This window comes from Anabaena sp. PCC 7938 (genome assembly GCF_049315035.1).
GTDB classification, from domain to species: domain Bacteria; phylum Cyanobacteriota; class Cyanobacteriia; order Cyanobacteriales; family Nostocaceae; genus Anabaena; species Anabaena cylindrica.
Map to the genome: position 1 here is coordinate 5,235,087 of NZ_CP186034.1, position 24,027 is coordinate 5,259,113.

At 36.4% G+C, this 24,027-nt stretch carries 20 protein-coding genes; 1 reads left to right on the forward strand and 19 read right to left on the reverse strand.

The window, feature by feature from the left end; all coding sequences use genetic code 11:
- The first annotated feature begins 74 nt into the window (after positions 1–74).
- The gene (locus tag ACOWPH_RS23530; RefSeq protein ID WP_171815771.1) at positions 75–236 is read left to right on the forward strand and encodes a hypothetical protein; all 162 of its coding nucleotides are present in this window, start codon (positions 75–77) and stop codon (positions 234–236) included.
- Here the strand turns inward: ACOWPH_RS23530 and ACOWPH_RS23535 are convergent.
- From ACOWPH_RS23535 to ACOWPH_RS23625, 19 genes are all read right to left on the reverse strand, one after another.
- Positions 230–1,129: an aspartoacylase gene (locus tag ACOWPH_RS23535; RefSeq protein ID WP_015212533.1), complete on the reverse strand. Its 900-nt coding sequence runs from the start codon at positions 1,127–1,129 to the stop codon at positions 230–232. The genes ACOWPH_RS23530 and ACOWPH_RS23535 overlap by 7 nt on opposite strands.
- A gap of 412 nt (positions 1,130–1,541) precedes the next feature.
- On the reverse strand, positions 1,542–2,975 hold the full coding sequence (locus ACOWPH_RS23540) for a hypothetical protein (RefSeq protein ID WP_015212534.1): 1,434 nt from the start codon (positions 2,973–2,975) through the stop codon (positions 1,542–1,544).
- Between the two features lie 43 nt (positions 2,976–3,018).
- Entirely contained in the window at positions 3,019–3,957 is a 939-nt protein-coding gene (locus ACOWPH_RS23545) for a glycosyltransferase family 2 protein (protein ID WP_042464431.1), read from the reverse strand.
- Complete coding sequence (locus ACOWPH_RS23550) at positions 3,875–5,077, reverse strand: glycosyltransferase family 4 protein (RefSeq protein ID WP_015212536.1); 1,203 nt, start codon at positions 5,075–5,077, stop codon at positions 3,875–3,877. Before ACOWPH_RS23550 ends, ACOWPH_RS23545 begins: the two co-directional genes overlap by 83 nt.
- A 29-nt stretch (positions 5,078–5,106) precedes the next feature.
- Entirely contained in the window at positions 5,107–6,096 is a 990-nt protein-coding gene (locus tag ACOWPH_RS23555; RefSeq protein WP_042464434.1) for a glycosyltransferase family 2 protein, read from the reverse strand.
- A gap of 94 nt (positions 6,097–6,190) precedes the next feature.
- Entirely contained in the window at positions 6,191–7,351 is a 1,161-nt protein-coding gene (locus ACOWPH_RS23560; RefSeq protein WP_015212538.1) for a hypothetical protein, read from the reverse strand.
- 176 nt (positions 7,352–7,527) lie between these two features.
- Complete coding sequence (hepA, locus tag ACOWPH_RS23565) at positions 7,528–9,357, reverse strand: heterocyst formation ABC transporter subunit HepA (protein WP_015212539.1); 1,830 nt, start codon at positions 9,355–9,357, stop codon at positions 7,528–7,530.
- Between the two features lie 74 nt (positions 9,358–9,431).
- Positions 9,432–10,376 carry a hypothetical protein gene (locus tag ACOWPH_RS23570; protein ID WP_015212540.1) on the reverse strand — a complete coding sequence of 315 codons (945 nt, stop codon included), beginning with the start codon at positions 10,374–10,376 and terminating at the stop codon, positions 9,432–9,434.
- Between the two features lie 129 nt (positions 10,377–10,505).
- Entirely contained in the window at positions 10,506–11,261 is a 756-nt protein-coding gene (gene hepC / locus ACOWPH_RS23575; protein ID WP_015212541.1) for a heterocyst development glycosyltransferase HepC, read from the reverse strand.
- A 981-nt stretch (positions 11,262–12,242) separates the two neighbouring features.
- A complete protein-coding gene (locus tag ACOWPH_RS23580; protein ID WP_015212542.1) occupies positions 12,243–14,474 on the reverse strand; it encodes a GumC family protein in 2,232 nt (743 codons plus the stop codon).
- A gap of 67 nt (positions 14,475–14,541) precedes the next feature.
- Positions 14,542–15,642: a glycosyltransferase gene (locus ACOWPH_RS23585; protein WP_015212543.1), complete on the reverse strand. Its 1,101-nt coding sequence runs from the start codon at positions 15,640–15,642 to the stop codon at positions 14,542–14,544.
- Between the two features lie 396 nt (positions 15,643–16,038).
- Complete coding sequence (locus ACOWPH_RS23590; RefSeq protein ID WP_015212544.1) at positions 16,039–17,352, reverse strand: NAD(P)H-dependent oxidoreductase; 1,314 nt, start codon at positions 17,350–17,352, stop codon at positions 16,039–16,041.
- A gap of 2 nt (positions 17,353–17,354) precedes the next feature.
- Positions 17,355–17,900, reverse strand: coding sequence for a dTDP-4-dehydrorhamnose 3,5-epimerase (gene rfbC, locus ACOWPH_RS23595; RefSeq protein ID WP_015212545.1), 546 nt, complete (start codon positions 17,898–17,900; stop codon positions 17,355–17,357).
- 141 nt (positions 17,901–18,041) lie between these two features.
- The gene (locus ACOWPH_RS23600) at positions 18,042–18,935 is read right to left on the reverse strand and encodes a hypothetical protein (protein ID WP_015212546.1); all 894 of its coding nucleotides are present in this window, start codon (positions 18,933–18,935) and stop codon (positions 18,042–18,044) included.
- Between the two features lie 82 nt (positions 18,936–19,017).
- Positions 19,018–19,995: a glycosyltransferase family 2 protein gene (locus tag ACOWPH_RS23605; protein WP_042464437.1), complete on the reverse strand. Its 978-nt coding sequence runs from the start codon at positions 19,993–19,995 to the stop codon at positions 19,018–19,020.
- Between the two features lie 85 nt (positions 19,996–20,080).
- Positions 20,081–20,923, reverse strand: a complete 843-nt coding sequence (locus tag ACOWPH_RS23610) for a phytanoyl-CoA dioxygenase family protein (protein WP_015212548.1) — start codon at positions 20,921–20,923, stop codon at positions 20,081–20,083.
- 73 nt (positions 20,924–20,996) lie between these two features.
- The gene (locus tag ACOWPH_RS23615) at positions 20,997–21,815 is read right to left on the reverse strand and encodes a hypothetical protein (protein WP_015212549.1); all 819 of its coding nucleotides are present in this window, start codon (positions 21,813–21,815) and stop codon (positions 20,997–20,999) included.
- A gap of 57 nt (positions 21,816–21,872) precedes the next feature.
- On the reverse strand, positions 21,873–22,874 hold the full coding sequence (locus ACOWPH_RS23620; protein ID WP_015212550.1) for a glycosyltransferase family 2 protein: 1,002 nt from the start codon (positions 22,872–22,874) through the stop codon (positions 21,873–21,875).
- A gap of 51 nt (positions 22,875–22,925) precedes the next feature.
- Positions 22,926–23,912 carry a glycosyltransferase family 2 protein gene (locus ACOWPH_RS23625; RefSeq protein ID WP_015212551.1) on the reverse strand — a complete coding sequence of 329 codons (987 nt, stop codon included), beginning with the start codon at positions 23,910–23,912 and terminating at the stop codon, positions 22,926–22,928.
- Between the last annotated feature and the right edge of the window lie 115 nt (positions 23,913–24,027).

The following is a 24,027-nucleotide window of genomic DNA, read 5'->3' on the forward strand; positions in this document are numbered from 1 at the left end:
AATTTAGGTGTTCTTAGCCGTCGTCAGATAAAACCCCGGAAGCCTAAAACGACGTATTCTCGTAAATAAATAAAATGTCAAAATTTAGATTGAAGAAGGAGTCAGAAGCAAGATGCTCGTTCCTCGCTAACATAGACTTACCATCAGGAGTTGTTCAAGGTTTTGGTGCGTTACGCTGTCGCTCTAGCATAGCCATGCCCGTAGGGCTATACACACCCTACGTATATTTTCAATAATCAAACCGGATTCCTATATGAATAATATCCTTTTGACTGAGATACATAGCAATTCCTTTTTCATAATAAGCCGCTTCATTAATGAAAATGGGATAAACTGTAGACTCTCCTTCATAAAGAATGTCTTTGTCTTCAAAAGTTAGAAAAATTGGATCACCGGGATGCAAAGGTTGATAATCTCTAAATTGAAGTTGGGGGTGAATCATTGCTTGAATTTCGCCGTCTTCATTTCTAGGATAATCAACCATACCAATAGATTTATAAAACGTTAGCGTGTTGTTGACGAGGGTGAGTTTATCTTGATTACATTCTTCAAAATAATTCAAAACATGATAAATAAGCTGTTCTGTTTGTTGAAATAATTGTGCATCTAAAATACCTTGAGCTACAGCACCTACTTCTATTGCAAAACCCAATTTACTTAAAGAACGAAGAAACCCACTATTTTTAGGTTGTTGATGAATATAAACTTTTACTAAAGGATTAATTGCCGTTAGGTTAGCTGCTAAATTAAGTAATATGGGGTGCATATCACTTAAAATAATACATAATCCCATGTTGGCTGTAGTGGTGTGTAAATCAATAATTGCATCTACAAATTCTTGGTTTTTTGGTTGCAGTATTTGCAGAATTTCTTTTGCTCTTAGTTCTTCATAATTAGATGTTATGGCGGCTGTTTGTAAATTATCTCCAGTGAAGCACCGATTTAAATCGGTGTCTATATATCTTCTACCGGCAACAATAGCTTTAGGATTGCCTAGTATTGCCAAGGTTTCAAAACTTGTTCTGTTAATTAAATTTGGATATTTTTGAAACTTTTTGACTAGATAAGCTCCTGTTAATTCATTACCGTGACTTCCTCCGACAATTGCTACCCGCTTAATTTGATTCATAATTACCCCATGTATAAAAGAGTTTACCATCAAAGCAAAGATATTCTGTTTTCCTCAAGACTGAAGCAAAATAGAACGAAGGTAGCGGTAATACCCTTCGGGAAGCAAGCTACATGAATTACCACTACGTAATAATAAGGTTTTCAGCCACATCTTGTGTAAGTCCTAATCCTTTGAAAATACATAACAGTATAGGCTCTAAAAGAGCAGATTAATAAGGGTAATTATAGGAAATTATGAAAAAATAAATTCTATTTAAAATAGGCACTTATGGCACAATAGTATCGTGCTATAAATACCTATATTGCATATTATTAATAATAGCGTTAATCAAGAAATGACTGAAAAATTTTAGATTTTAGACTTCGGCAAAGCTCATGACGAAGTCCAAAATTTTCTGACTACAGATTAACTACATCTTCATACCTTGATGTTGATAAAATTTATGTGCTGCCATAGCCATAGCTAAAAATCCCCACATAATCATGCCTGCTACACTCAACATCCCGCTATAAATAATTAATTGAGCGCAAGAACTGATACTAATAGCACGAGCAGCACTGACAAAACTATCAAAGTTACCTTCAGTATACTTGCACACACTGATCAGTATCAAGATCAACCCACCAATATAAGGTATAGCACCGAACCAACCTAACGTGAAAAACATATCTAAAATGCCACTGTCAATGACTATTACTTCTATTTGCCCAGTTTTTTCATTGACTTTCCAGATATTTCCTAAGCCATTACCAACAATATTAGAAAGAGCGAGACTGAGGTTTTTGTCATAAGTGGCTGATCTATCTTTAAAGCTACCATCTTCTTCAAGATTAGAAAAACTTTCAAACCGTGTAGTAACAACTTTAGAAATCGGCTCGATAGTCACCAATGGCACAACACACATAGCCATGACTAAAATGATGGTAATTAAGCGCATTTGAATTCTGGTTTTGACCGAACCAAAAATCATTATTATTCCTAATAACCAGCCTCCCCAACTGGTACGAACTTGTGAAAGTAAAAATGATAAGTAACCTACTGCTGAGGCAGGAAAAATCAAAGGGCCAGAACTGGTAAATAATAATAATAGTCCTGTTCCCATCACGGTACCAAAGGGGCCTGGTGAGTGTAGTGTACTCCATACACGCATTCCAAAAGGTATGGGATCTCCTGCACTGGTAAACATTTTCGATTCTATCAACCAGTATTTATCCCACTCAGGAGCAAGTACAAATTGATAGATGCCGTAAGCTCCTAAGATGAAAACACACCAAGTAAATACACGCTGAAAGTGCTGACGATAACTTGGATAATCTCGCCAATTCATCAATAAATGAAAAGCGAAGATAATGGGACTCAACCAATCTAAAAACCCGCGTATGACTGGAAGTGGTTGATTGTAAATCATGCCTATCAAAAAACCATATAAGACCCCAGCAAACGCCAAAATAAAGGGTAAACCTCCTTGACGAATGGCGCTAGGTAGGTGTTTAACAAAGGTTGCTATGGTTACAAACACCACTAAATAGGGCGCAATCAGCATCTGACGGGTGGGGTCCCAACCAATCCGATAGTCAACTAGACGAGTTAGTAAGGGTGTGAGAAACCAGATCCACCAGGTGAAGCCAATGTAGAGAATGGGATGACGCAAGTATAAGAATATCCCTACTCCTAAGGAGGTTGCGGGAAAAACTACGCGTAACAAGCCAGCTGCACCACTAAAGTAGCAAGTTGCTGTGAGTAAGAGGAAGCCTAATATAACTACCCAACTCTGTGCTGCCCGATCTTGAGGAGAAAAGTTGGTTTGTGAAAAACTATTAAAAAGTATTTGTTTGGAAATCACAATTGGTAATTGGTGATTGGTAATGGGATATGAAAAGTGTAAATTATCCGGGATTTGGAATTTTTAATTGATTTGTTTGCCATCCTTGCCAGCGTCCACGCAAAGATGCTTGCAATTTTTTACTCACAAGTTGGCCTTGACTGGGGAAAAATCTCAGCCATTGAATTAAGCCGAAACTGTCTTTTGTGCCTACTAGAACTGCCCAGAATAAAAAGACAATCTGACGTAGAGGGGGCAGATGTTCTAATAAAACTACGGTTTCGTTATGAACTAGGTTAATTAAGGCAATTTCATTAAAGTTTTCGCGCTGGTCTTCATCAAAGCGTTGGGCTGGAAAGTGGTCTACGGCAACGCTGGGGTCATAAATCATTTTCCAACCTGCCCGTTGCAGAGTTAGGGTGAATGCCATTTCAAAGTTGACTTGTGCGCCTGTGCCACGCATTCGTTCGTCAAATCGTAATTTCCCGATCGCTTGGGTGCGAAAACTCATGTTTACACCTTTGAGGATTTCTACTTTGCGGGGTTCTCCTACTCCCAGGTGATGGTTGCCAATTACTCTTCCAAACCACTGTAAACGTCCTACAACTGAGCAAGAACCGGATTCTATTTTGTCGCCCCGGTAAATCCAATCACGCCCTCCAACACCACCTATGCAACTATCGGCGGCAAAGTGAGCCGTGATTTTTTCTAACCAATCGGGGTGGGGGGCAGCATCATCATCGGTGATGGAAACGATATCACCTTCTATTGCTGCTAGTCCAGCGTTAAGAGCTGCGACTACTCCCGGTTGTGTGACTGTGACAATCTGTAATGGTAGGTTGTGGGGGTGAAATTCGCTGAGGAATTGCCGAGTTGCGGTGTCTGTGTTGCGGACTATAACGATCGCTTGATCAACTGGTTTAGTTTGGGCTTGCAGTGCGGTAAGGCAGCGCAATAGGTCTTGCGGACGGCGATAGGTGGGGATGAGTACTGTGTTCCTCATTTTTAATTAGCTCTTCAAATATATCTACATAGGTTTGGGCCATAGTCGTCCAGCTATGTTGTTCTGCAATGGTGCGGGCTGCTTTACCCATTTGCTGGCGGATTGTGCGATCGCTATTTAGTAACGTCAGCGCATCTGCTAAAGCATCAACATCGTCACAATCGGAGACAACTATTCCACAAGACGGCGTTACCAAATCAGCAGCACCGGTTGTTTTTGCCGTAATCACTGGTAAGCCTGAAGCCATGGCTTCAATGACTACCAATCCAAAAGGTTCATAACGGGATGGAAAAACGAAAAAATCTGATGCCCGTTGCAGAAGGGGCATATCATGGCGATAACCTAAAAAATGTACCCGTTCACTCAATTGCAACGCGGTAGCCATTTGTGGATAAGGGCTATCTTTGGTTTCACCGACAACCGCCAAATGTAAATCAGGAACGTGAACTAAGGCGTGAAGTACAGTATCCAAATTCTTGCGAGAAATGCGAATATCTCCGGCAAATAGCGCCAAGGTAACATTTTCTGGTAAACCCAATTCTTGCCGACAAGTCACACCAGGAGAAAACTCTTGTAAATCAACTCCATTGACAATGACGCGAATCTTAGCACGGGGTACGCCGATGTTGACTAATTCCTCAGCTACATTTGCAGATACAGCAACGACCACTTGAGTTTGACGAAAAGCCAGTTTTTCCCAATAGGCATTCATCGCAGTATATAGCCATTGATATAACCCGTAAGCATTTCGAGAGAATGATTGGTGCGATCGCAGGTATCGCCACCATGAACTATGGACAAAATGCACAGCATTGACATCCGTAACACCCATAGTAATCGCACCATTGGCTTTAATTAAATCAATTTCCGCGCGATTTTGGCGCAACCAATCACCACTTTTTTTAGCAAATAAAAAATTGCGGATAAATTCCGTAGGATAACCTTTGACAGGAATCTCCACGCAATCAACCGCCCTATTTTGCTCTAACTCTGGTGCTATTTCACTTGCCAATAATGTCAAATTATGACCACGACGAAGCGCTTCCATAGCAACTTCATAGTTTACTCGTCCCTGACCATCACCTTTCCTAATTTTGTGGGTAACAATACAAAGTCTCACTCACTACCTCTTGCACATTTATTGAATAATTAAGAAACGCCCAATATTTTATTAACTAATCTTGGTGGCACAAAACTGAGCGTCAGAGCAGTTAAAGTTCGTAAATTAAATTTTTGTTCAACCAAAGTTTTCCAAAAATAAGAACGTGCTACTGTTGTTTGTTTATCACCTAGCAATCCAATACCTAAAGTCGTATTAGCTTTTAGCCATAGATTTTTAAAATGTGCATGAAATTCCTTAAGCTTCACATCCTCCATAAACACCTCATAACAAAACATTTCACTTTTAGCTTTACGAATTTTTGCTTGTACATTGCTTCTACCACTCAGCATCGTGTCAGTTTGCTCATGTTCACGATAATAGGTCAATTTTTCTGGAAAATAATAAGCAGCATAACCCGATACACAACATAAATAAGTTAAATATAAATCCCACATACCGCCAACCTCCGCTGGAATCAGATTCCAATCAATCAAACCATTGCGAATCACACAAGCCGCTGCTGTCGGGATACTTTTATAAATCAACCCAATTTCATTAAAGTTTTCATGGATTCCTGAAACAATTTGATCACGCTTATAATAGCGTGTATTTTCTTGAGTAATAATGGGTTCAATTTTACCTTGACTATTGATAATATATTGGTCACAAAAAGCAATAATCAAATTAGAATTAGTCTCTAGTATTGGTATAAGTTTAGCTAAAAAATCTTCATGCCAAATATCATCATCATGAAGACTAGCAACATATTTGCCTCGTGCCATACTGAAGGCATTCATCTGATTAGTTAACATTCCTAAATTTTCTTGATGCCGATAAAACTTAATGCGAGAATCAGCAAAAGATTCAACTAAAAATTGAGGATTTTCTGGACTACAATTATCAGAAACAATGATTTCAATATTTTGATAAGTCTGTTTCACTGCACTAGAAATTGCTTCTTTTAAGTACCCCATCCTATTGTAAGTAGGGATAATCACGCTCACTAATGGCTCTGGTAATTTAAAATTAATAGACATCATTTTTAGTTGTTACGTTGTCAAATTTAGCTTCTACTCATCGCCTGATAAAAATTAATATTTATAAATCCACAAATACCAAAAATATTTAAATTTACATCAAAGTTTCTACCTCAATTTCATTAATTATTGGCTGTTGGTAAACCGTTTCTAAAAAGCGTAACGCAGTCGGGACTGGACTATAATATTGAAGCGCCCACATCCTTCCTTGTAGAGCAATTCTTTCTAAAATTTCTGGTTCATCTGCAATTCTGTCTATAGCTGCTTGTACGTTGTCTAAGTCTATGCCAATATAATGCTGCCAATTCTGAGGCATGACAGGAAGGAAAATGCCATATTTCTCAAAATCCACATGAAAAGTAACACATCCTGCTGCTAATGACTCCCAAAATCGCCAACTATCCCACTGCACAATAGTGTTTGACTTTAACCTCAATTTAGTGATAAAGCGCCGAATATTACGACTCATTAAACCGCCTGAATTTTTAGGCCAAGAAGGGACAAAAAAACCACCAAAACAAGCACAAGCCATTGAATCTTTCAAGCGATTATAGTAAGTCGGGTAGTGACGTTTACCAGTTTGTAGCCAATGTAAATGATGATATGCTTCAGTTGAACAATTAGCTTGATTATCAACACTATTATTGATTTGCCAAATAGCGCTAATTTTTGGTATTAATAAATTAGAACTAATATTTCTCACTGGATGACCAGTTCGCCAATGCCGAAAATTTACCAGTATCTGACTTTTTCTATCTTGAAAATTTGGTACTGATTGCAATTCTTGTAATATCCGCTGACTTAAACCAAACGACCAAGGATAAAAGTTATTCAAATAATTCAAGTGTCGATTATAATGAGTCTTGAGAATAAAATCAAATTGCCTATATTCGGGGCGCTTATTATAATCTTTATCATTGTCGTTACCATCCAAATAAACAGTTAAGTATTTACGGTTGGCATAAAATAAATTATCTGGCAGAGGATAATTATTATTAAACCAATTATTGTTAAATACAACAATAGAACAATCATCCGGCGTTATATCTGGATCATGGCGAAAGAGATATTCTTCTTTGTCAGGTAATTCTTGCCAGTAGTTGATATTTGAGAAAAAGGATATCCCCAATTCCCGAAAACCTTCCGCCAAACAAATAAATAAATGCTGGAACTGATCCTTTCCCTCATCTTCCTCTCTTGGTAAACAGAAAAAATAGATTTTGCCATTCAAGTTAGCTAATTGTTTATATCTCATATTTTTTGCAATTTTATTATTCTAGATAAATCAAATATCTATAGGACTCCTGTTCCCTGTTCCCTGCCTCAACGAAAAATTCATGAATCAAATCGGATCACTATATCTTTTTATTATGTCAACCTATAAACGAAGATTGACATAAAATCTCGCACCAATAAATGTTTAATTATTGTTCATCTCACTTCATTTTGAATTTGATAATATTGCCAAAACTTACCACGTTGTTGACGTAGCTCTTGATATGCACCTTGCTCCACAATCTGTCCTTGTTCAATCACTACAACCTTATCTGCTTTAGCAATTGTGGAAAGACGATGAGCAATTACAATCACTGTCCGACCCACGGTAAATTTTTCTAACAACTCCTGAATCACCTGCTCTGTGATCGAATCTAAAGCACTCGTTGGTTCATCTAAAATCAAAATTTCTGGATTTCTGATCAAAGCGCGAGCAATAGCAATTCGTTGTTGTTGTCCTCCAGATAATTGAATACCATCAGCACCAATAACTGTATCCAGACCTTGAGGCAATTTTTCGATAAATTCTAATGCATTTGCCAGGCGTGCTGCTTCTATAATTTCTGTCTCAGTTACTGCTAAGGCACCATAAGCAATATTATTGCGGATGGAAGCATTGAAAATAAATGTTTTTTGACTAACTATAGCCATTTTGCGGCGCAGTGAGTCAATTTCAAATTCTCGTAAATTTATACCATCTATGAAAATTTTGCCTTCTATGGGGTCGTAGAACCTGGCTATTAAGTCAGCAAGTGTGCTTTTACCACCACCAGATGCCCCCACCAATGCTATCATTTGACCTTTTTCAATAGTCAGCGTAATATCTTTGAGTACGCGTTTATTAGGTTCATAACCAAAATTTACAGCTATTATTTCTATGGCTCGCTGTAATTTATGAAACTGGATGTGACCATTTTGGAAGTAATTCTTATCTTCGGTTTTCAACAAATCCTTAATATTTTCTACTGCTCCGGCTTGGGTACTTAAAAAAGCTATCACTCCATTTAAATCCTGAGTCATAGGAACTAAGCGGAACAGCACAAAAAAGAATGTCAATAAAGAGGAAACCTCCATTAATCCTGTGACTAGTGCTACTATAATCATCGAGATAAGAATCATAGTAGATAGACTCTCAGCTAGAGGTTTAACGAGCAGAGAAATCCAATAAACACTCTTCCAAGTATTAACTATTTTTTTACTGGCTTGATAATATCTTTGCTGCTCAAATTCTTGAGTAGAAAATGCATGAACTGTGCGGATACCTTCGATAAACTCTAGTGATCTGGAAGTAAAATTATCATTAGCTTTAGTAATTGCAAAACTACGCTCTCTAATTTGTTTGTTTAGTGTTGATAATCCTACTGCTAAAAGACTAAACAATAAAACAGAAACTATTGAGAGTTGCCATGAAAGCACGAATAATGAAATAGAATAAACTATTAATGTTAACCCCCTAGCTACTAAAAAAGCCATTCCTCCAAAAATTTGTCTAATTCTCTCCATTTCATTTGTGAGAGTATTAATCAATTCTCCAGAACTTTTTTTCCCAAAATAACTGAGGCTTTGAGCCGCTAATTGTTCAAAAATTCTTTTACGGAGATTATCTACTAGATTTATTTCACTAAACTGAATGCAAATTTGTCCCATGTAGTTGAACGAAGCACGCATACAGGTCGTGATAATAATTAAAGCCGATACGCGATATAATCGCTCGGTGGCTGAAGCATTAATTCCTAAAATGAAAATATCAAACCAGCTAATACCTGTTTTTACAGGTTCAGAACCGGGAGTAGTTAAGCTTTGCAAAAATATCAATAAAAAACCTAGACCAAACCCCTCAAAACTGGCTGCTAAAGCTGAAAAAACAATAGCTAAACTTGCTACAAGTCGAAAATGTTTAAACTCTCGTAAGATTAAATGATAATTTTGCCAAAAATTTGTGGCTTGCAAGATTTTCAAAGTTGATGAAGGAATTTTAAGATTCATAAAAATTTTGAACATTATTTTTGAGAATTAAGCACATAAAGCTCAATGGAAAGAAAAGATAATAATCAATATCTTTACATGGGAGAGCGACGGATAAAACGCCCAACAGCAGAGCCAAAAAGAATTTCAAATTGTTGCCATATTAATTTGGCTGTTGAATACAACTGAATAGGTGTTTGGCTATGTCGCCAATATAATTTATCAGTAATAGTTGGTGAGTTACCTTCTAAAGCACTAAAAATCAGTTTTTTGCGCCAAGGTTTAACATTTGGTACAGTTGCATGAGACATGATAGTACCACCAGGAACAAAATCCATTCCATCAGGCCCAACTGTACTCAAAGGATAACTAGTCAACATCAATGCTAAATTTAAATAAGTCTGATCTCCATACAGATAGGGATAAGTATGAAAAGTATGATCAGCATAAAGATCTTCTAAATTAGCATATCCTGCCATTTCAGCTAGTTCTTCTAATTTCTGCCAAAGTGTTAGTATGGATTTATAGTTTTTATGAATACCAATAAAGCCACTATTGTAGTGATAATCTAACTCACGCTCACAAAATAAACCGTTATCTTGAGCAAATTCTTTCCATCCTAAACGTCTGGGATGATTAGCAGGAACAAGATACCAAGAATCACCACAAAGGGCGATTCCACGACCAACCCAATTTTCATAAAAATTCCAACTACATTTATTGACAATATCAGGATCAAAATAAAATAATGCCTCAATATCTGGGCAGAAGTTTTCCCACAATTGAGACATAAAATCAGGTTTGTAAAAACCTAAATGTTTGCGGGTTGTTAGCTTTACAAACCGAATCGCGCAACCTTCCGCTAGAGAAAACTCTTGATAACCATTTCCTGTTTGAACAGACTTAGCCCAGGGTGGTAAATTACCACGATAACCAGCCCAAAATATTCCTCGAAAACCGTGGTGATATAAGGAATTTACTAAAGCGCCTACACCATAATGATAGTCTTTTTCAAAAACCGTACAAATTGCAGTTTGCATGATAGTTTTTATTTTCAAAGTAAGTACATAATTCTTGGCTTAAAATACTAAAACAGGAAATAATCATCAATTAGATAAAAACATCCTAGTATGTAATGTATGCTGTTCCTAGGATGTAGATATTTTAATTTATGACAACCTAGCTGGTTTCAATTTAGTCTCTATTTGCCATAACTTTATTAATCCTGGTAGTCTATACAATTGTTGTTTTTTTACTTCTGGACTTAGCTTGACTGCATCATCTAAAGACCAACAACTATATCCTAATAAACTCATTTCTCCCCTGATTACATTGAACAACATGGGTAAATTCTCCAGGCTATATTTAGTTATCCATAAACCCAATGGTATAAAACTTTGTTTTGTATTTGTGCAAAATTTTATGGTTTGAAAAAGTTTACCTCTCTCTCCAATATGCCACTCATAGGAAAATGGCAATTCTGAAAATTGAATTCCCATGAGGATAAATAATCCCAGCATTAAAGGACTAATTAATATCAGTAAAATTAAAGCTAAAAGCCAGTCAGTTAGTCGTTGTATAATTCTTAATATTTGGTTGTTTGGTGTTGATAATTTATGCTTAGATGGTAGATGAAGAAATATTGGTTTTTGAGCTTTTTTACAAGCATCTGCCCAAAATTGTAGTGCATTATTACCTAGTTTTGGATCTATAGTTACCAACATCACTGGAGAATTTTTTAAACACTCTACCAATAATTGTTCGTTATCTAGTGCAGGTAAATATGGTTGTTGCAATTTTTCAGGAGATTTCACCAATAACTGACCTCTACGCCATTGAAGTGAGCAGTATTGGGAATGATAATTTTGTGTTGGCTGGGCTATAGTGTAATTATCCTGTAAGCTGGCAATGAGTGAAGTTGTCATATTTCTGTGAATTTATACAGTAGCAAATTACTGGCTTGATAATAGAAGTTTGGCAGTGTTTATGGGTGTTAAACTTAAGTAAAAGTTGCTGGAAAAAGTCTTTTAGACTTAAGTAAATACCATATAGATAAGAAGCACGATGTAGATTTATAAGAAACGTTTTTTCGCATCCTCCTAAGGAATGATTGTACTGGTCTTTACAGAACGTATTTGGTGTAATTCTGTAGGTGTAAAGATGTACAGAAAGCAAAAATAAGAGTTAGGCGAACAGCAATTAAGATAAATGGCGAGTTAGGAAACTTGGTATTTTCTTTAGGGATGTGTAGAGGTCAATTATCCCGTCAAATTGTTGCTATGCTGATGTATTCGTGTCTATTCAATTTCTAGACATCTATCACAAAACTGCTCTAATCTTACTGTGACAGCTTTTGGTTTTTAGTTTTGTCCTCAATTTCTAGAATATAAGAACCAACAGAAATAACTAATGATTAAATCAATTCTTTATTTACTCTTTAAATAAAGCTGTAATTTTCACCAATAATATTAAGCTATGATGAATTGATCTAGTTAAACATAAAAAAGTTACAATTATTTGTAGCTATTAACTAAACTTATTTTTTGTATGATTGGCAACTAATTAATGTTACATAATTTACTGGAAATAGCTTATTTTTGTTGGAGTTTAACAAGATTTAGCTAATCAAATTTAGAGGTTATTTTTATTACTATTTCTGTCAATATTTAACTCTTTTTTGATTTTATAAACCCTTATGATGCTTATTTGGTTGTCCCTTTCATAAACATCTCAAAGAATTGAATAATTTATTTTTTCAAAATTCTTCAATTCTCAGATTAACTGATTGATTAAATTTATACCTGCTAAAAAAGCCCACTACAGGAGTCAGTCATCTAAAATTAGTCTGACTTCTGACTCCTGAATGATTTTTTGATAACCAGAATGATGCCGTGGAAATCATTTAACTATTTTTCCACAATCTGTTGTAGCACCAATTGTTGTTGCTTGACATAGGGGACATAAGTGCTATCAGAATTAGATACTCCATTAGCTACAATTCCAATTAGATTTAACTTACTTAACATAGCGGTAGCTTGGGCTAAATTGTTGCGTGTCACCCTACCAATACTGGCTACCATGACTACACTACGACAAGATGATGCTGTGAGCATAGCATCCACTAAACCGAGAACTGATGAAGAGTCTATAAGTACCAAATCATAGTTTTCTTCAAATGCTGCCATCAACTGCATCATACGTGGGGAACTTAAAAGATGAGCAGGATCTATAGGTATGGGGCCAGCAGTCAAGATGTCTATATAGGATGAACCTGAGTATTGAACCCCAATCTGTTGAGGAAGGTCAACATCACTACCTAGGAGTGTGGAAAGCCCTTGTTCATTAGGAAGATTAAGCTGTTTGTGCAAGCTTGGATCTCGTAAGTTGGCATCAATTAGTAGTACCTTTTTGTGTAACCGGGCTGCACTCATGGCCAGACCTAAAGCCAAAGCTGATTTACCCTCATCTGGCAGTGCTGATGTTACCATCAATGATTTTAAATCAGACACGCTATTGAGAAGCTCTATATTTTTATAAATCAGATCTAATGATTCCCAACGTGGTGGTGATTGCAATACTTGAATTGTCCAGGGAGCAAGAACTTCGGGTTTACCAAATGGTAATTTGATGATTGATTCTTTGGGTTTAGCTGGTGGTAATTTGGGTGTTGTGCCTAATAATGGGAGGGCAACTTGTTTCTCTAATTCAGCGGTAGTATGTACTGAATCATCAGATGCTTCTCGAATAAAGGCAGCAATGCCACCCAACATTAATCCGACTACGGCACCTAATAAGAGATTTTGTTTGAGGTTAGGTCCTAATTGTGTGCCTTCTTGAGGATCTTCGACCACTTCCCAATTAAAGCCACCTTTGGATAGTTCCTGCCGTAATTGCTGTTCTGCCCGCAATAATTGCTCCATTCTTTCCCGGCTAAATTGTAATTGGGGAAGTATGCGGTTGTAATAGGCCAAGAGGGAAGGGAAGCGTTTCAGTTGCGATCGCAATTCTTTCTCTTTTTCGGCTAGAGTTTGATCACGCGCACTCAGAGAAACTATATTTGTCTGGGTTTCTACCAACTCACTGGTGAGATTAATGTCAATTTCTCCCAGCTGTCCCTGTTCTAGCAAAGTTTCTCCAATACCAAATGCACTAGTAGACCGTCCACCTAAAGTTCTACTAACTTCTTTTTGCAAGAGTTCTTTTTGACTTTGGAGTTGTTCGTTCAGCTTCTGCACACCAGGAGTGTCATCAGTAAAACGTAAGCGTTCTTGTGCTAAAGCTAATTCGGTTTTTTGGATTTCGTTGAGTAAGCCTTGATAGCGTGTGGACTGACTCAAACGAGAAGAAACTAAAGCATTTTGTGGAGAACGATTGAGTTGTACTTGTAAAGATTTTTGTTTAGCTATAGCTTCTTCATATTGAGAACGAGTTGTTTGTCGTTCTCGCTGAATAGTATTTAAAGTTTCTTCAATTGCTTTGGCTTGTAATTCGGGATCAATTAAATTTTGGTTTCTCCGAAATCGTTGGAGATTGTTTTCAGAAGCATTCACCTCATCACTGGCTTTTCTCAATTGATCTCTAATGACTTGCAGACCTTTCTGTAAACGCAAATCCTGTTGTTGTTTGTTATATTCTAAATAAACTTGCCGAATGGCATCTAGGACTTTTTGTGTTTTTTCAGGATTGGTATCTGTATAGTCAATTTGGAAAATTTTAGTAGCGACATTATCTTCTTTAGTCCTGAGTTGAGTTAAGACTAAAGATTTTTTAATCTCCTCTACAGTGATACTGGGATATTCAGCTTTAAGTTTATCAACTGCTTTTTGGATCAATCCAGAACTCTGCATCAGATTAAGCTGGGTTGCTGTATCTATAACAACGTTAGAGTCTGTAAACTGATTTTCTACTGTATCTCCTCCTTCTTTTTTGCCTTGATAGTTAGGTTCTACTAACAATTGCATTGTACTTTTGAAGGTGGGATTTGTCTTTAAAGTAATGATGCCAGCCAGTGCAGTAGAGCTTAAAAATGCTAATAAAAACCAGGGAAATCGCCGGAGAAATACGGCAAACATTTGTCCATAACTTGGTTCTGTATCTGCTACTGAAGTGATGTGGGGATTAAGACTAGTTTGAACCACGTTTATTATCCTTGTTGGGTGAGACGCTATGTGTAGCTTGTTTCTTCTGAGAGGAACAGCTAACCAATTAAATAAATGAGCGATGCACACCAGAAGCTTGAGTAATAATTTGCTCAACCTTACTAAAGAATGCCTGTTCTGAAAAGTTATTTACGGCATGATTACGAATATTTTCGTAATTCCAAGATATTCCTCTAGCTTCTAGTAATGCCGATTGTAGAGAATCAGGTGTTTGTCTATTAAAGAAAACCCCAGTTTTACCAGGTATCTGAGTATCTAATACCCCACCGGCTCCATAGGCTATGACTGGTGTTCCACTAGCATTTGCCTCTACTGGAACTAAACCGTAGTCTTCTAAAGCAGCAACAATAATGGACTTGGCTTGAGAAAATAAGTCCTTACGTTTGCTATCACTAACGTGACCTAAGAATTCGACATTTCCTAATGCCTTGGATTTTAACCGTTCTAGTTCGGGTCCGTCACCTGATATTAATAAATGCCACCCTAACCAGTTGAAAGCCTCGATTATTATATCAAGACGTTTATAACTTATCATCCGGGCAGATGCCAAGTAGTATTCTGCTTTTGTATCTGAAAAAACAAAGTTGCTGGTATCAATTGGATAGTTAATTACAAGTGCTTGTTTACCATAAATTTTTTGAATACGACGGGCGACAACGCTGGAATTAGCAATGTAGAGGTCTGGTTCTTGAGAATATTTCAGATCTACATTTCTCATGAGTTGAAATATTTTTTCAATTAATGGAGCAAAAAAACGATAATCTCCATACTCCCGTAAATAAGTTTCTGTATCCCATAAAAACCGGGTAACATTATGACAAAAGCAAATGTGGCGTGCTTCGGATTTTTTTCTAACTGCTTTGGCAAAACTAGTGCTACTACTGATAATTAAATCGTAGTCTTGTAGATTCAAAGACCGAAATGCAGGAAAGTAAAGGGGAGCCATTAAACGGAAATGCTTTGCTGCACCAGGAATCTTTTGCAAAAAAGTTGTCTTAACTATGCGCTCACTAAGATCAATAGTTTTTTGCGGATCGTACAACGATGTGAAGATGTCCGCTTCAGGGTAGCGTTTACAAAGCAATTCAAACACACGCTCTGCCCCACCGCGCTGGGTTAAATAATCATGGACGAGAGCAATTTTCATGGATGATGCCTTATATTGCAATGTTGATTAAATTCTGGATTGGTTAGCAAGTATTTACAGATATGTTTATAACAGTCTGCTGTCTTTACTAAACCCATCTATAGGAGGTTGTGGCGATTTTTTATTTTGGATAATGCCCTTGTTGAGATATAAAAAGCCTGGAAGATTTACTTATTTTTGATATGAAGAGAGTCAAGTAAATTACTGCCGAAATAAGTTACTTAATTTTGCCAAAAAATAAGTAAATACTATTAATTTAAATTGTGAACTCCTATAAATAAGAATCAGGGGTTGAATAAGAATATCAGGATTTTTTTTTACTATTGGCTCATATTGAACTAAATTATATATAGCTTAAGGGTGATAACCACCCCCAAGCTATCAATCAATTAAAAACTATTTTGCAAGTATCAAGGTTTTTGCAGGAGCAAAATAAGTTGTTTGTTCAGATCGTAGTTTGTCGCAAAGTCTACCTTCAGGTAATTCCACATCTTCATAAGTGAGGACATGATCTTTGGCAAGATCATGCTTTAAGCGACATCCTTCTGCTATTCCCATTGGGAGTAAATTTTCTTGTTTGACAATTTCTGCGTTTTCACATTGTCCATAGGTCATGTAATAACCAATGCCATCAAGAGTTTCTCCGGCTTTGAGGTCGATTTTGGCAGTAGCGACGACTTCGACAACGGGGCCGGCTATGGGTGCAAGAACGGCATCATGGAAGAGGACTGCACGGGCTACTGATAGGGGAACTTCAAAATGGCAGAGGTGATAGGGGGTGTAGAAGCTGTAGAGGGGGCCTTCACCAAGTTTATAGAGGTTGAGGTAATGGCGTTGTTTGGGGTCGTCGTGGGTGGCAAAGACAAATACTCCTGGGCCTGGTTTTGTGCCGACGACATAATCAACGATGCCACCTAATTCTTTGAGTTGGTCAACATCATACATTTTGGTCATTTCATCAACATGACCTGTGTAGTCATATCCCAACATTCCGCGTTTTGCTACTTTCATGTTTGTAGCATTGGCAACTATTGCTTGCTCAAAAGAAATTTTTGTGCCGTCTGCAAAACTTGTCACCATGGCGGGATTTTGACCCCAGCGTTTAGCAAAGCCTTCTTGGGTGGTGGGGTTACGGTAGGGGTCTTGTAGACCTTTGATGTTGCCACATAATAGGGGGGTTAAGCCGATGCTTTTGACGAAGCGGTAGAGGTTCATTTCTACCCCTGGTTGGTCGCCGTCGCAGGCGCTGAGGATGACTCCAGCGCGGTCTGCATGGACTTTGAGGATGGGGCCAATTGTGCCGTCGAGTTCGGCATTCATTAAGATGATATGCTTTTGATGAGCGATCGCTCTCATGACTAAATGAGCTGCAAATTCGATTGTGCCGGTGACTTCGATAATTGCATCTATGCCTTCAGCTTCACACAGTAACATGGCATCTTCGGTAACTGCATACTGCCCTTGTGCGATAGAGTCTTCTAAATCAGCTAAATTAGAAACAACCTGAATATCCTCAATTCCTGCTTCTAAATAAGCTCGTTTAGCTGTATCAATATGGCGGTTGAAAATAGCTACTAATTCCATTCCTGGGACAGAATTAATAATTTGATTGGCAATTCCTCGACCCATAAAACCTGCACCAATCATCGCCACTTTCACTGGCTTACCTAATGCCGCACGGGCTTCGAGAGCTTTATCTACAATAATCATCATTAAACTCCTATTAAAATAGATTCTAGTAAAGGCCAATTCCGATCTTTATCAGACATTTCTGTAACGCTCAAAGGCCAAGAAATCTCTAAAAGAGGATCATCATAACGCAAACCACGCTCATATCCAGGAGTGTAAAATTCACCCACTTGATAGACAACTTCTACACCATCTGTTAAAGCTTGATAGCCATGAGCAAACATTTCTGGTACATATAAAGCACGACGATTTTCCGCAGTTAGTTCTACACCAATATGCAATAGATAAGTTGGAGATTCAGGACGCATATCAATAATTACGTCATAAATAGCCCCTTGAGTACAACGAATTAATTTAGTTTCTGCTGCGGGAAGAATTTGATAATGCATTCCCCGCAATGTGCCTTTTTGATGATTAAAAGATAGGTTACATTGGGCAACTGTTGACTTTAAGCCATGGTCTGCAAATTCTTGAGCGCAGAAAGTCCGAGCAAAAAAACCACGGGAATCTGACTTTTCTTCTAAGTCAATAATAAAAGCACCAGAGAGCTTAGTGGATGTAAAAATCATGGGTTGCTATGATAATAATGTTGGTTGCGAACAGCATTTATTGAATGAGTTTCGTTTAGAGTGATAAATCCTAATTGAAACTAATACATGATAGTAGAAATAAAGCTACTACCTGAAAAGTATTACTTCTATATAGCAGTATTAGCTATCTATAGAAGTGAGAGATTTTAAACTTTTTGGCACAAAGGATAACGGATTATCTAACTCCTGATCATATTGCCCAGATAAATTTGGTTTAGGAAAAGAATCATCCCAAAAATGATTACACAGTTGTGGCTGTTTTGGAGGGTTAGCAGTATAGGCAAAAAATAATGTTGGCCGTTCTTGAGTGCGGAGAGTGCCATGATGTAAAAGTCTTCTGGTATCAACAATAATTACTGTACCTGCTGGACCAGGACAAGACTTCCACGCTGATTTGGGGATAATTGGACTTAGTGTTTCATCGTTTATTCCTCCTGATGTATTGATCTTAGATTTAATTCGATAACAATTAGGATGGTATGGAGAAGTATAAGACAATGGTACATATTCAAATGGCCCGTGTTTTTCTTCTACATCATTTAAATAAACGATGACTTTGATAACTCGACGGTCTTCTATATCTCTATGCCATAGTAATGTGGCAAACTGGTCTTTATTAGGAAAGTCTTTACGTAAATGTACACCATGAAAGGCAATGGGAAGACCAATGTAGTTTTCGATAATGCTGATTAATCTTGGTTCTTTTCCCCAGGTAGAAAACTGTGGTAAATCTGTAACCGTATAAATTGCTGGTGGATTCTGGTCTGAAGAATTGGAGTTATTCTTAACCAGACTTGGTAATAAATGATAAGCAGAATTAAGCAGTTGTGAAGTAGAAGTTAATCCTAAATCTGTAAGGTTTGTAATGCAAATATAATCACGTTTGAGCGAATCAAGAATTGGGCGATCGCATTCTGCTAATGTGGGTAAATTTTTACGATGTTTAACTAATGCCATTCTGTACTTCAACTCATAACCTATTGCTGATGTTTTGGCTTTAATTGTGTTGAGCATGACATGAATCCTTGCTTCATTAATGATTTATGAGATGTCGGAAATTGATAAATATTTCATTATCAATAGTATACATAAGTTTCTATTGATGCCTGATGTCACTTATCTGTGAGGTTGTATCTTCTGTTTTATGAGAGGCTATAGTGCTTTCCAGAACTGATACACTTACTAAGCCAAGATAAGGAATTATGGTGGTAACTGCCATAATTGGCCATCTTTTCAAAGCACCAAATAGAACTCGCCAATTATTATTTTTAAAATGGTGAATAACTAATTGATTACAAAAATGTTTAGGATATCCTACCTCATTTAGCTTGATATTAATCTCTGGCGAATACGTATATTGCATTTTTAGTAATACCTTGGGTTTTAGCATCCAATGACTAGCACCAAAAGCATTTTCCAAATAAGCATCTTTAGTTATTTTAACGCTGCCATGACAAGCACAAAAACCAGTTAAGTAGACCTGATAATCTAAGTTATTTAAACCTTCAGACCATTTTTTTAGAGCATTTTGAGCTAATTCTGTTCTGTATATTTGAGCAGACATCAGTTGTACACCAGAGCGATTTTCTTGTATACAACGCTCAAATGCTGCCTTGCCATCATGCTCAACTTGTTCATTATCAATTTCATAACAGCGTTCATATAATAATTCACCCGTTACTTCATGACGACAGGAAAAATTCAAGACCAGTAAAGTTAAATCTGGCTCTTGCTTCAAGGTATTGACGACATAAGATATCGTTTGATCAGCAATAATATCATCATCACTAATAGTCCAAACATATTTGCTTGCTGCCGCTTGTATGCAATAAGCAATATTTTTCATAACACCCAAATTTTCGCAATTCTTATTGTTATGAAATACTATATTTGGTAAAGATAACTGCCATTTGTTAATTATTTCTTGTGTATTATCTTCTGAACAGTTATCAGAAACAATAATTTCACATTCAGATTCAAAACCTTTAATAGATTTAGCCAGCCATGCTAATTGTTTATCTAGCAATGCAGCACGATTATATGTAGGAATAGCAATGCTAAGTAATTTATTCACGGTATTCACAGGAAATCAGGTTAAACAAAGAAAGCATGAGGTTATGAATACTCATTATTAAGTATTAAGTTTCAGCAAAACTGTATTAGTGCCTAGTTATTTGTTGGCTTAACTGTGGTCTAGCAAAAGTATCATCATGATATTCTCTACAAAGTTCTGGACGCTTTGGTGGGTTAGCTGTATACACAAAGAAGAGTGTTGATCGCTCTTTTGTTCTCACAGTTCCATGATGTAAAACATTTCTTGGATCTACAAAAATTACAGTTCCAGCTTTTCCAGGACAAGATTTCCAAGCTGATTTAGGTATAATTTCCATCAATTTTTTATCATCTATTCCTAAATAATTAGACCTCCAAAGCATATAATCGACTCGGTAATAATTTAATTTTTCTAAAAAACTAGCAGGTTTTGGCACATATTCAAAAGGCCCATGTTTTTCAGTTACATCATCTAAATAGATGATGATTTTAATCATGCGTCTATCTTCGGAATCTTTATGCCATAATAGTGTTTGTACTTGCTGCTCATTGGGGAAATCTTTACGTACATGAACACCATGAAAAGCTATAGGTAGTCCTATATAATTTTCAATGATTTTTTGTAGCCGTTCTTCAATTCCCCAGCTAAAAAATTCTGGTAAATCTGTAACCGTATAAATTTGCGGCAACTTATAACCTGCATGGATATCCCTTGGAGTTGCCATACTTGTTGCATAACTATTAGCAGACACTAACATTTGTGTAGTTGATGGTAATCCTAAATCTTCCAAAGAAGTGATATAAACACCTTGACGTTTTAGAGTTTCAGCAATTAAGTAATCAGTTGCAGCTAGTGTAGATAAATTTTTCCTGTACTTCACTAATGCTAGTTTATAACCCAACTCAGAATTTAGCAGAGATATTTTGTTTTTAATATTGTTCAGCATCATAGAAATCCTTTCACTAATTGAAAAACTAAATTAATCAGATTAATTCCTCAGCCTTTATTCGCTCATTCCATTTTTAATTCAGTTCTCTGCATAATTCTGGTTTAGGATAAGTATTATCCCAGTATTGAGTGCAAAGTCCTGGTCGTTTAGGTGGGTTTGCTGTGTAGGCAAAAAATAGCGTTGAACGCTCTTTTGTTCGCACAGTTCCATGATGTAAAAGTCTTTGTGTATCAGCCAAAATTACTGTACCTGCTGCACCTGGACAAGACTTCCAAGCCGATTTTGGTACGATTTTATTTAGCATTTCATCACTAATTCCTGAGTTATGAATCTTGTAGTAAAGTCGATAAAAATTTAGTCCAGAAGTAAAAGATGATGGCACATATTCAAAAGGTCCTTGTTTTTCTTCTACATCATTTAGGTAAATAATAATTTTGATGATTTTACGGTCTTCCGAATCTCGATGCCATAGCATTGTACTGAATTGACTTTGATTAATAAAGTCTTTGCGGATTTGTACGCCATGATAAGCAACAGGAAGACCAATATAACTTTCCAGAATATTTATGAGTCTTTGTTCATTTCCCCAGTTTAAAAAACTAGGTAAGTGTGTAACTGTGTAAATTTCTGGGGGATTTTGGCATGAAGATGTGTAATTAGATATTCCTATGTTTGGTAGGATACTGTGAGCAGCATTCAGCAATTGTGGAGTGGCAGGAAATCCTAAATCTTCAAGAGTTGTAATGCAAATACCTTCACGCTTGAGAGATTCTGCAATTAGTTGATCGCGTCCTTCTAATACAGGTAATTTACTCTGATACTGCCAAAGTTTAGATCTATAAACTAACTCATCTCTTAATACTAACATTTTGTCTTTAAGACTATTAATCATAGCACAATTTCCTTAACAAATGCATTTGTGACGCACCCATGTTTAGCAAATTACTACTCACACTTTTTTGATTTGTTGAATAGATGTATCAAGCATCTCTACAGTTTTAAATTCTCTAATTGGTATTATTTCAAAGGCAGATAAACTAACTAAAGCCAAAAAAGGAACTACTGTTTTGATGGCTGGAAAAGGCCATCTTCTTAAAGCACCTAAAAAAACCTTTAAATTCACTTCTCGGAAATTCTGTAACATCATCCGACGACAAAATTGAGAAGAATATCCAATTTCTTCAAATTTTAAAATCACTTCAGGGATGTGTTTATATTGCATTAATAGTGCAGATCTTGGCTCTTTTTGCCAATGACTTACACCAACAATACATTCTAGATAAATATCTTTAGTGACAATAACTTTGCCTTGAGCAGCACAATAACCAGCCAGATATGCTAAAGATATCCAGTTATTAATTGCGTCAGGCCACATTGTTAGGGCGCTTTTTACTAAGTCAGTTCGGTAGATTGTAGCAGTGAGAAAAATTACTGCACCGACACTTTTAGCATAACAATGTTCAAAGGTGGCTTTACCATCACTTTCACCATCTTCTCTCTCAATGTCAAACCAGCGATTACCGACTATTGTAGGAGGGTGAACAGGTTCACCAGTAATTTGATTTCTACCAGAGAAATTCAAAAATAACAATGATAAATCTTCATTGTGCTTAATTTTATTAATCACATAAGCAACTGCTTTTTCTTGAATTGGATCATCATCACCAATTGTCCAAACATATTTACTAGTAGCAGCATTTAGGCAGTAAAAAATATTTTTCATTACGCCTAAATTTTGAGAATTTCTATTGGTTTTAAACGTGATATGGCTGAATATATTTTGCCATTTTTTAACGATTGATGGTGTGTGATCAGTAGAACAATTATCAGAAACTAAAATTTCACATTCTGATTCAAATCCTTTGATAGCTTGAGACAACCAAGTTAATTGTTTATCCAGTAACTCGGCTCGATTGTATGTAGGGATTGCAATTGTCAGTATTTTCTTCATGTTAAATCAGTATTTTCATTTTATTAAATTGACTAGATGTAGATCTCACTATTAACCTTCTTTACTTAAAGACGTAATCAATTGTGCTTCTACATCATTATTTTTTCTGGAAACAAAGATAAGTCTATAAGCAGATTGGCAGATCAAAGACCAGTAATAAAGCATGACCCTCATCGCTAAGAAAGGCCATCTTCTAAAACCACCTAAAAAGATTCTCCAGTAATTTAATTTGACTAGGTTTCTTAAAATTTTTCTTTGACAAAATTTATAAGAATAACCTATGGTTAAAAGCTTTAAATAAACCTCAGGTATGTAGATATACTGCATCATTAATGCTAATCTTGGATCTTGATCTAAATGACTAGCGTGCATTGTGCATTCTAAATAATTATCTTTAGTCACTATGACACTTCCATGCAGCGCACAAAATCCTGTCCAATATGCTTGAGATGCCAAGTTTTTAGCAGAAGTTGGCCAAGTTTTTAAAGCACGTTGTACTAGTTCTGTTTTATAAACTACCGCTGTCATGAAAAGCACACCACCAAAGCTTTCCTGTAAATAACGTTGAAATATATTTCTGCCATTAGTAACTGGCTCATTAGTATTACTTTTAAACCAATGTTCGACAACTATTTTATTTGTTCGTTTATCACGACCAGAACAATTTAAAAACATTAATGTTAAACTTGGATGCTGCTTGAGTGTAGTTAATAAATAAGCTAGGCTTCTTTCTTGAATTGGATCATCATCACCAACAGTCCAAACATACTGACCACTAGCAGACTGTATACAAAAAGCAATATTAGGCATTAAACCTATATTTTTACTATTCCTATTATTGAGGAATACAGTATTATTAAGTTGAATTTGCCATTTGTTAATGATTTCTTGTGTATTATCTTCTGAACAATTATCAGAAACAATAATTTCACATTCAGATTCAAAACCTTTAATAGATTTAGCCAGCCATGCTAACTGTTTATCTAGCAATGCAGCACGATTATAAGTAGGAATAGCAATGGTAAGTAGTTTATTCATGGTGGTATATTCATCCTAAATTCCTGGTATGAGTAAAATAATTGAAAAATGATTCGGAACTTATAGATACTTCCGAATCAAATACAATTGATTCGGAATTTGTAATTAACCTATT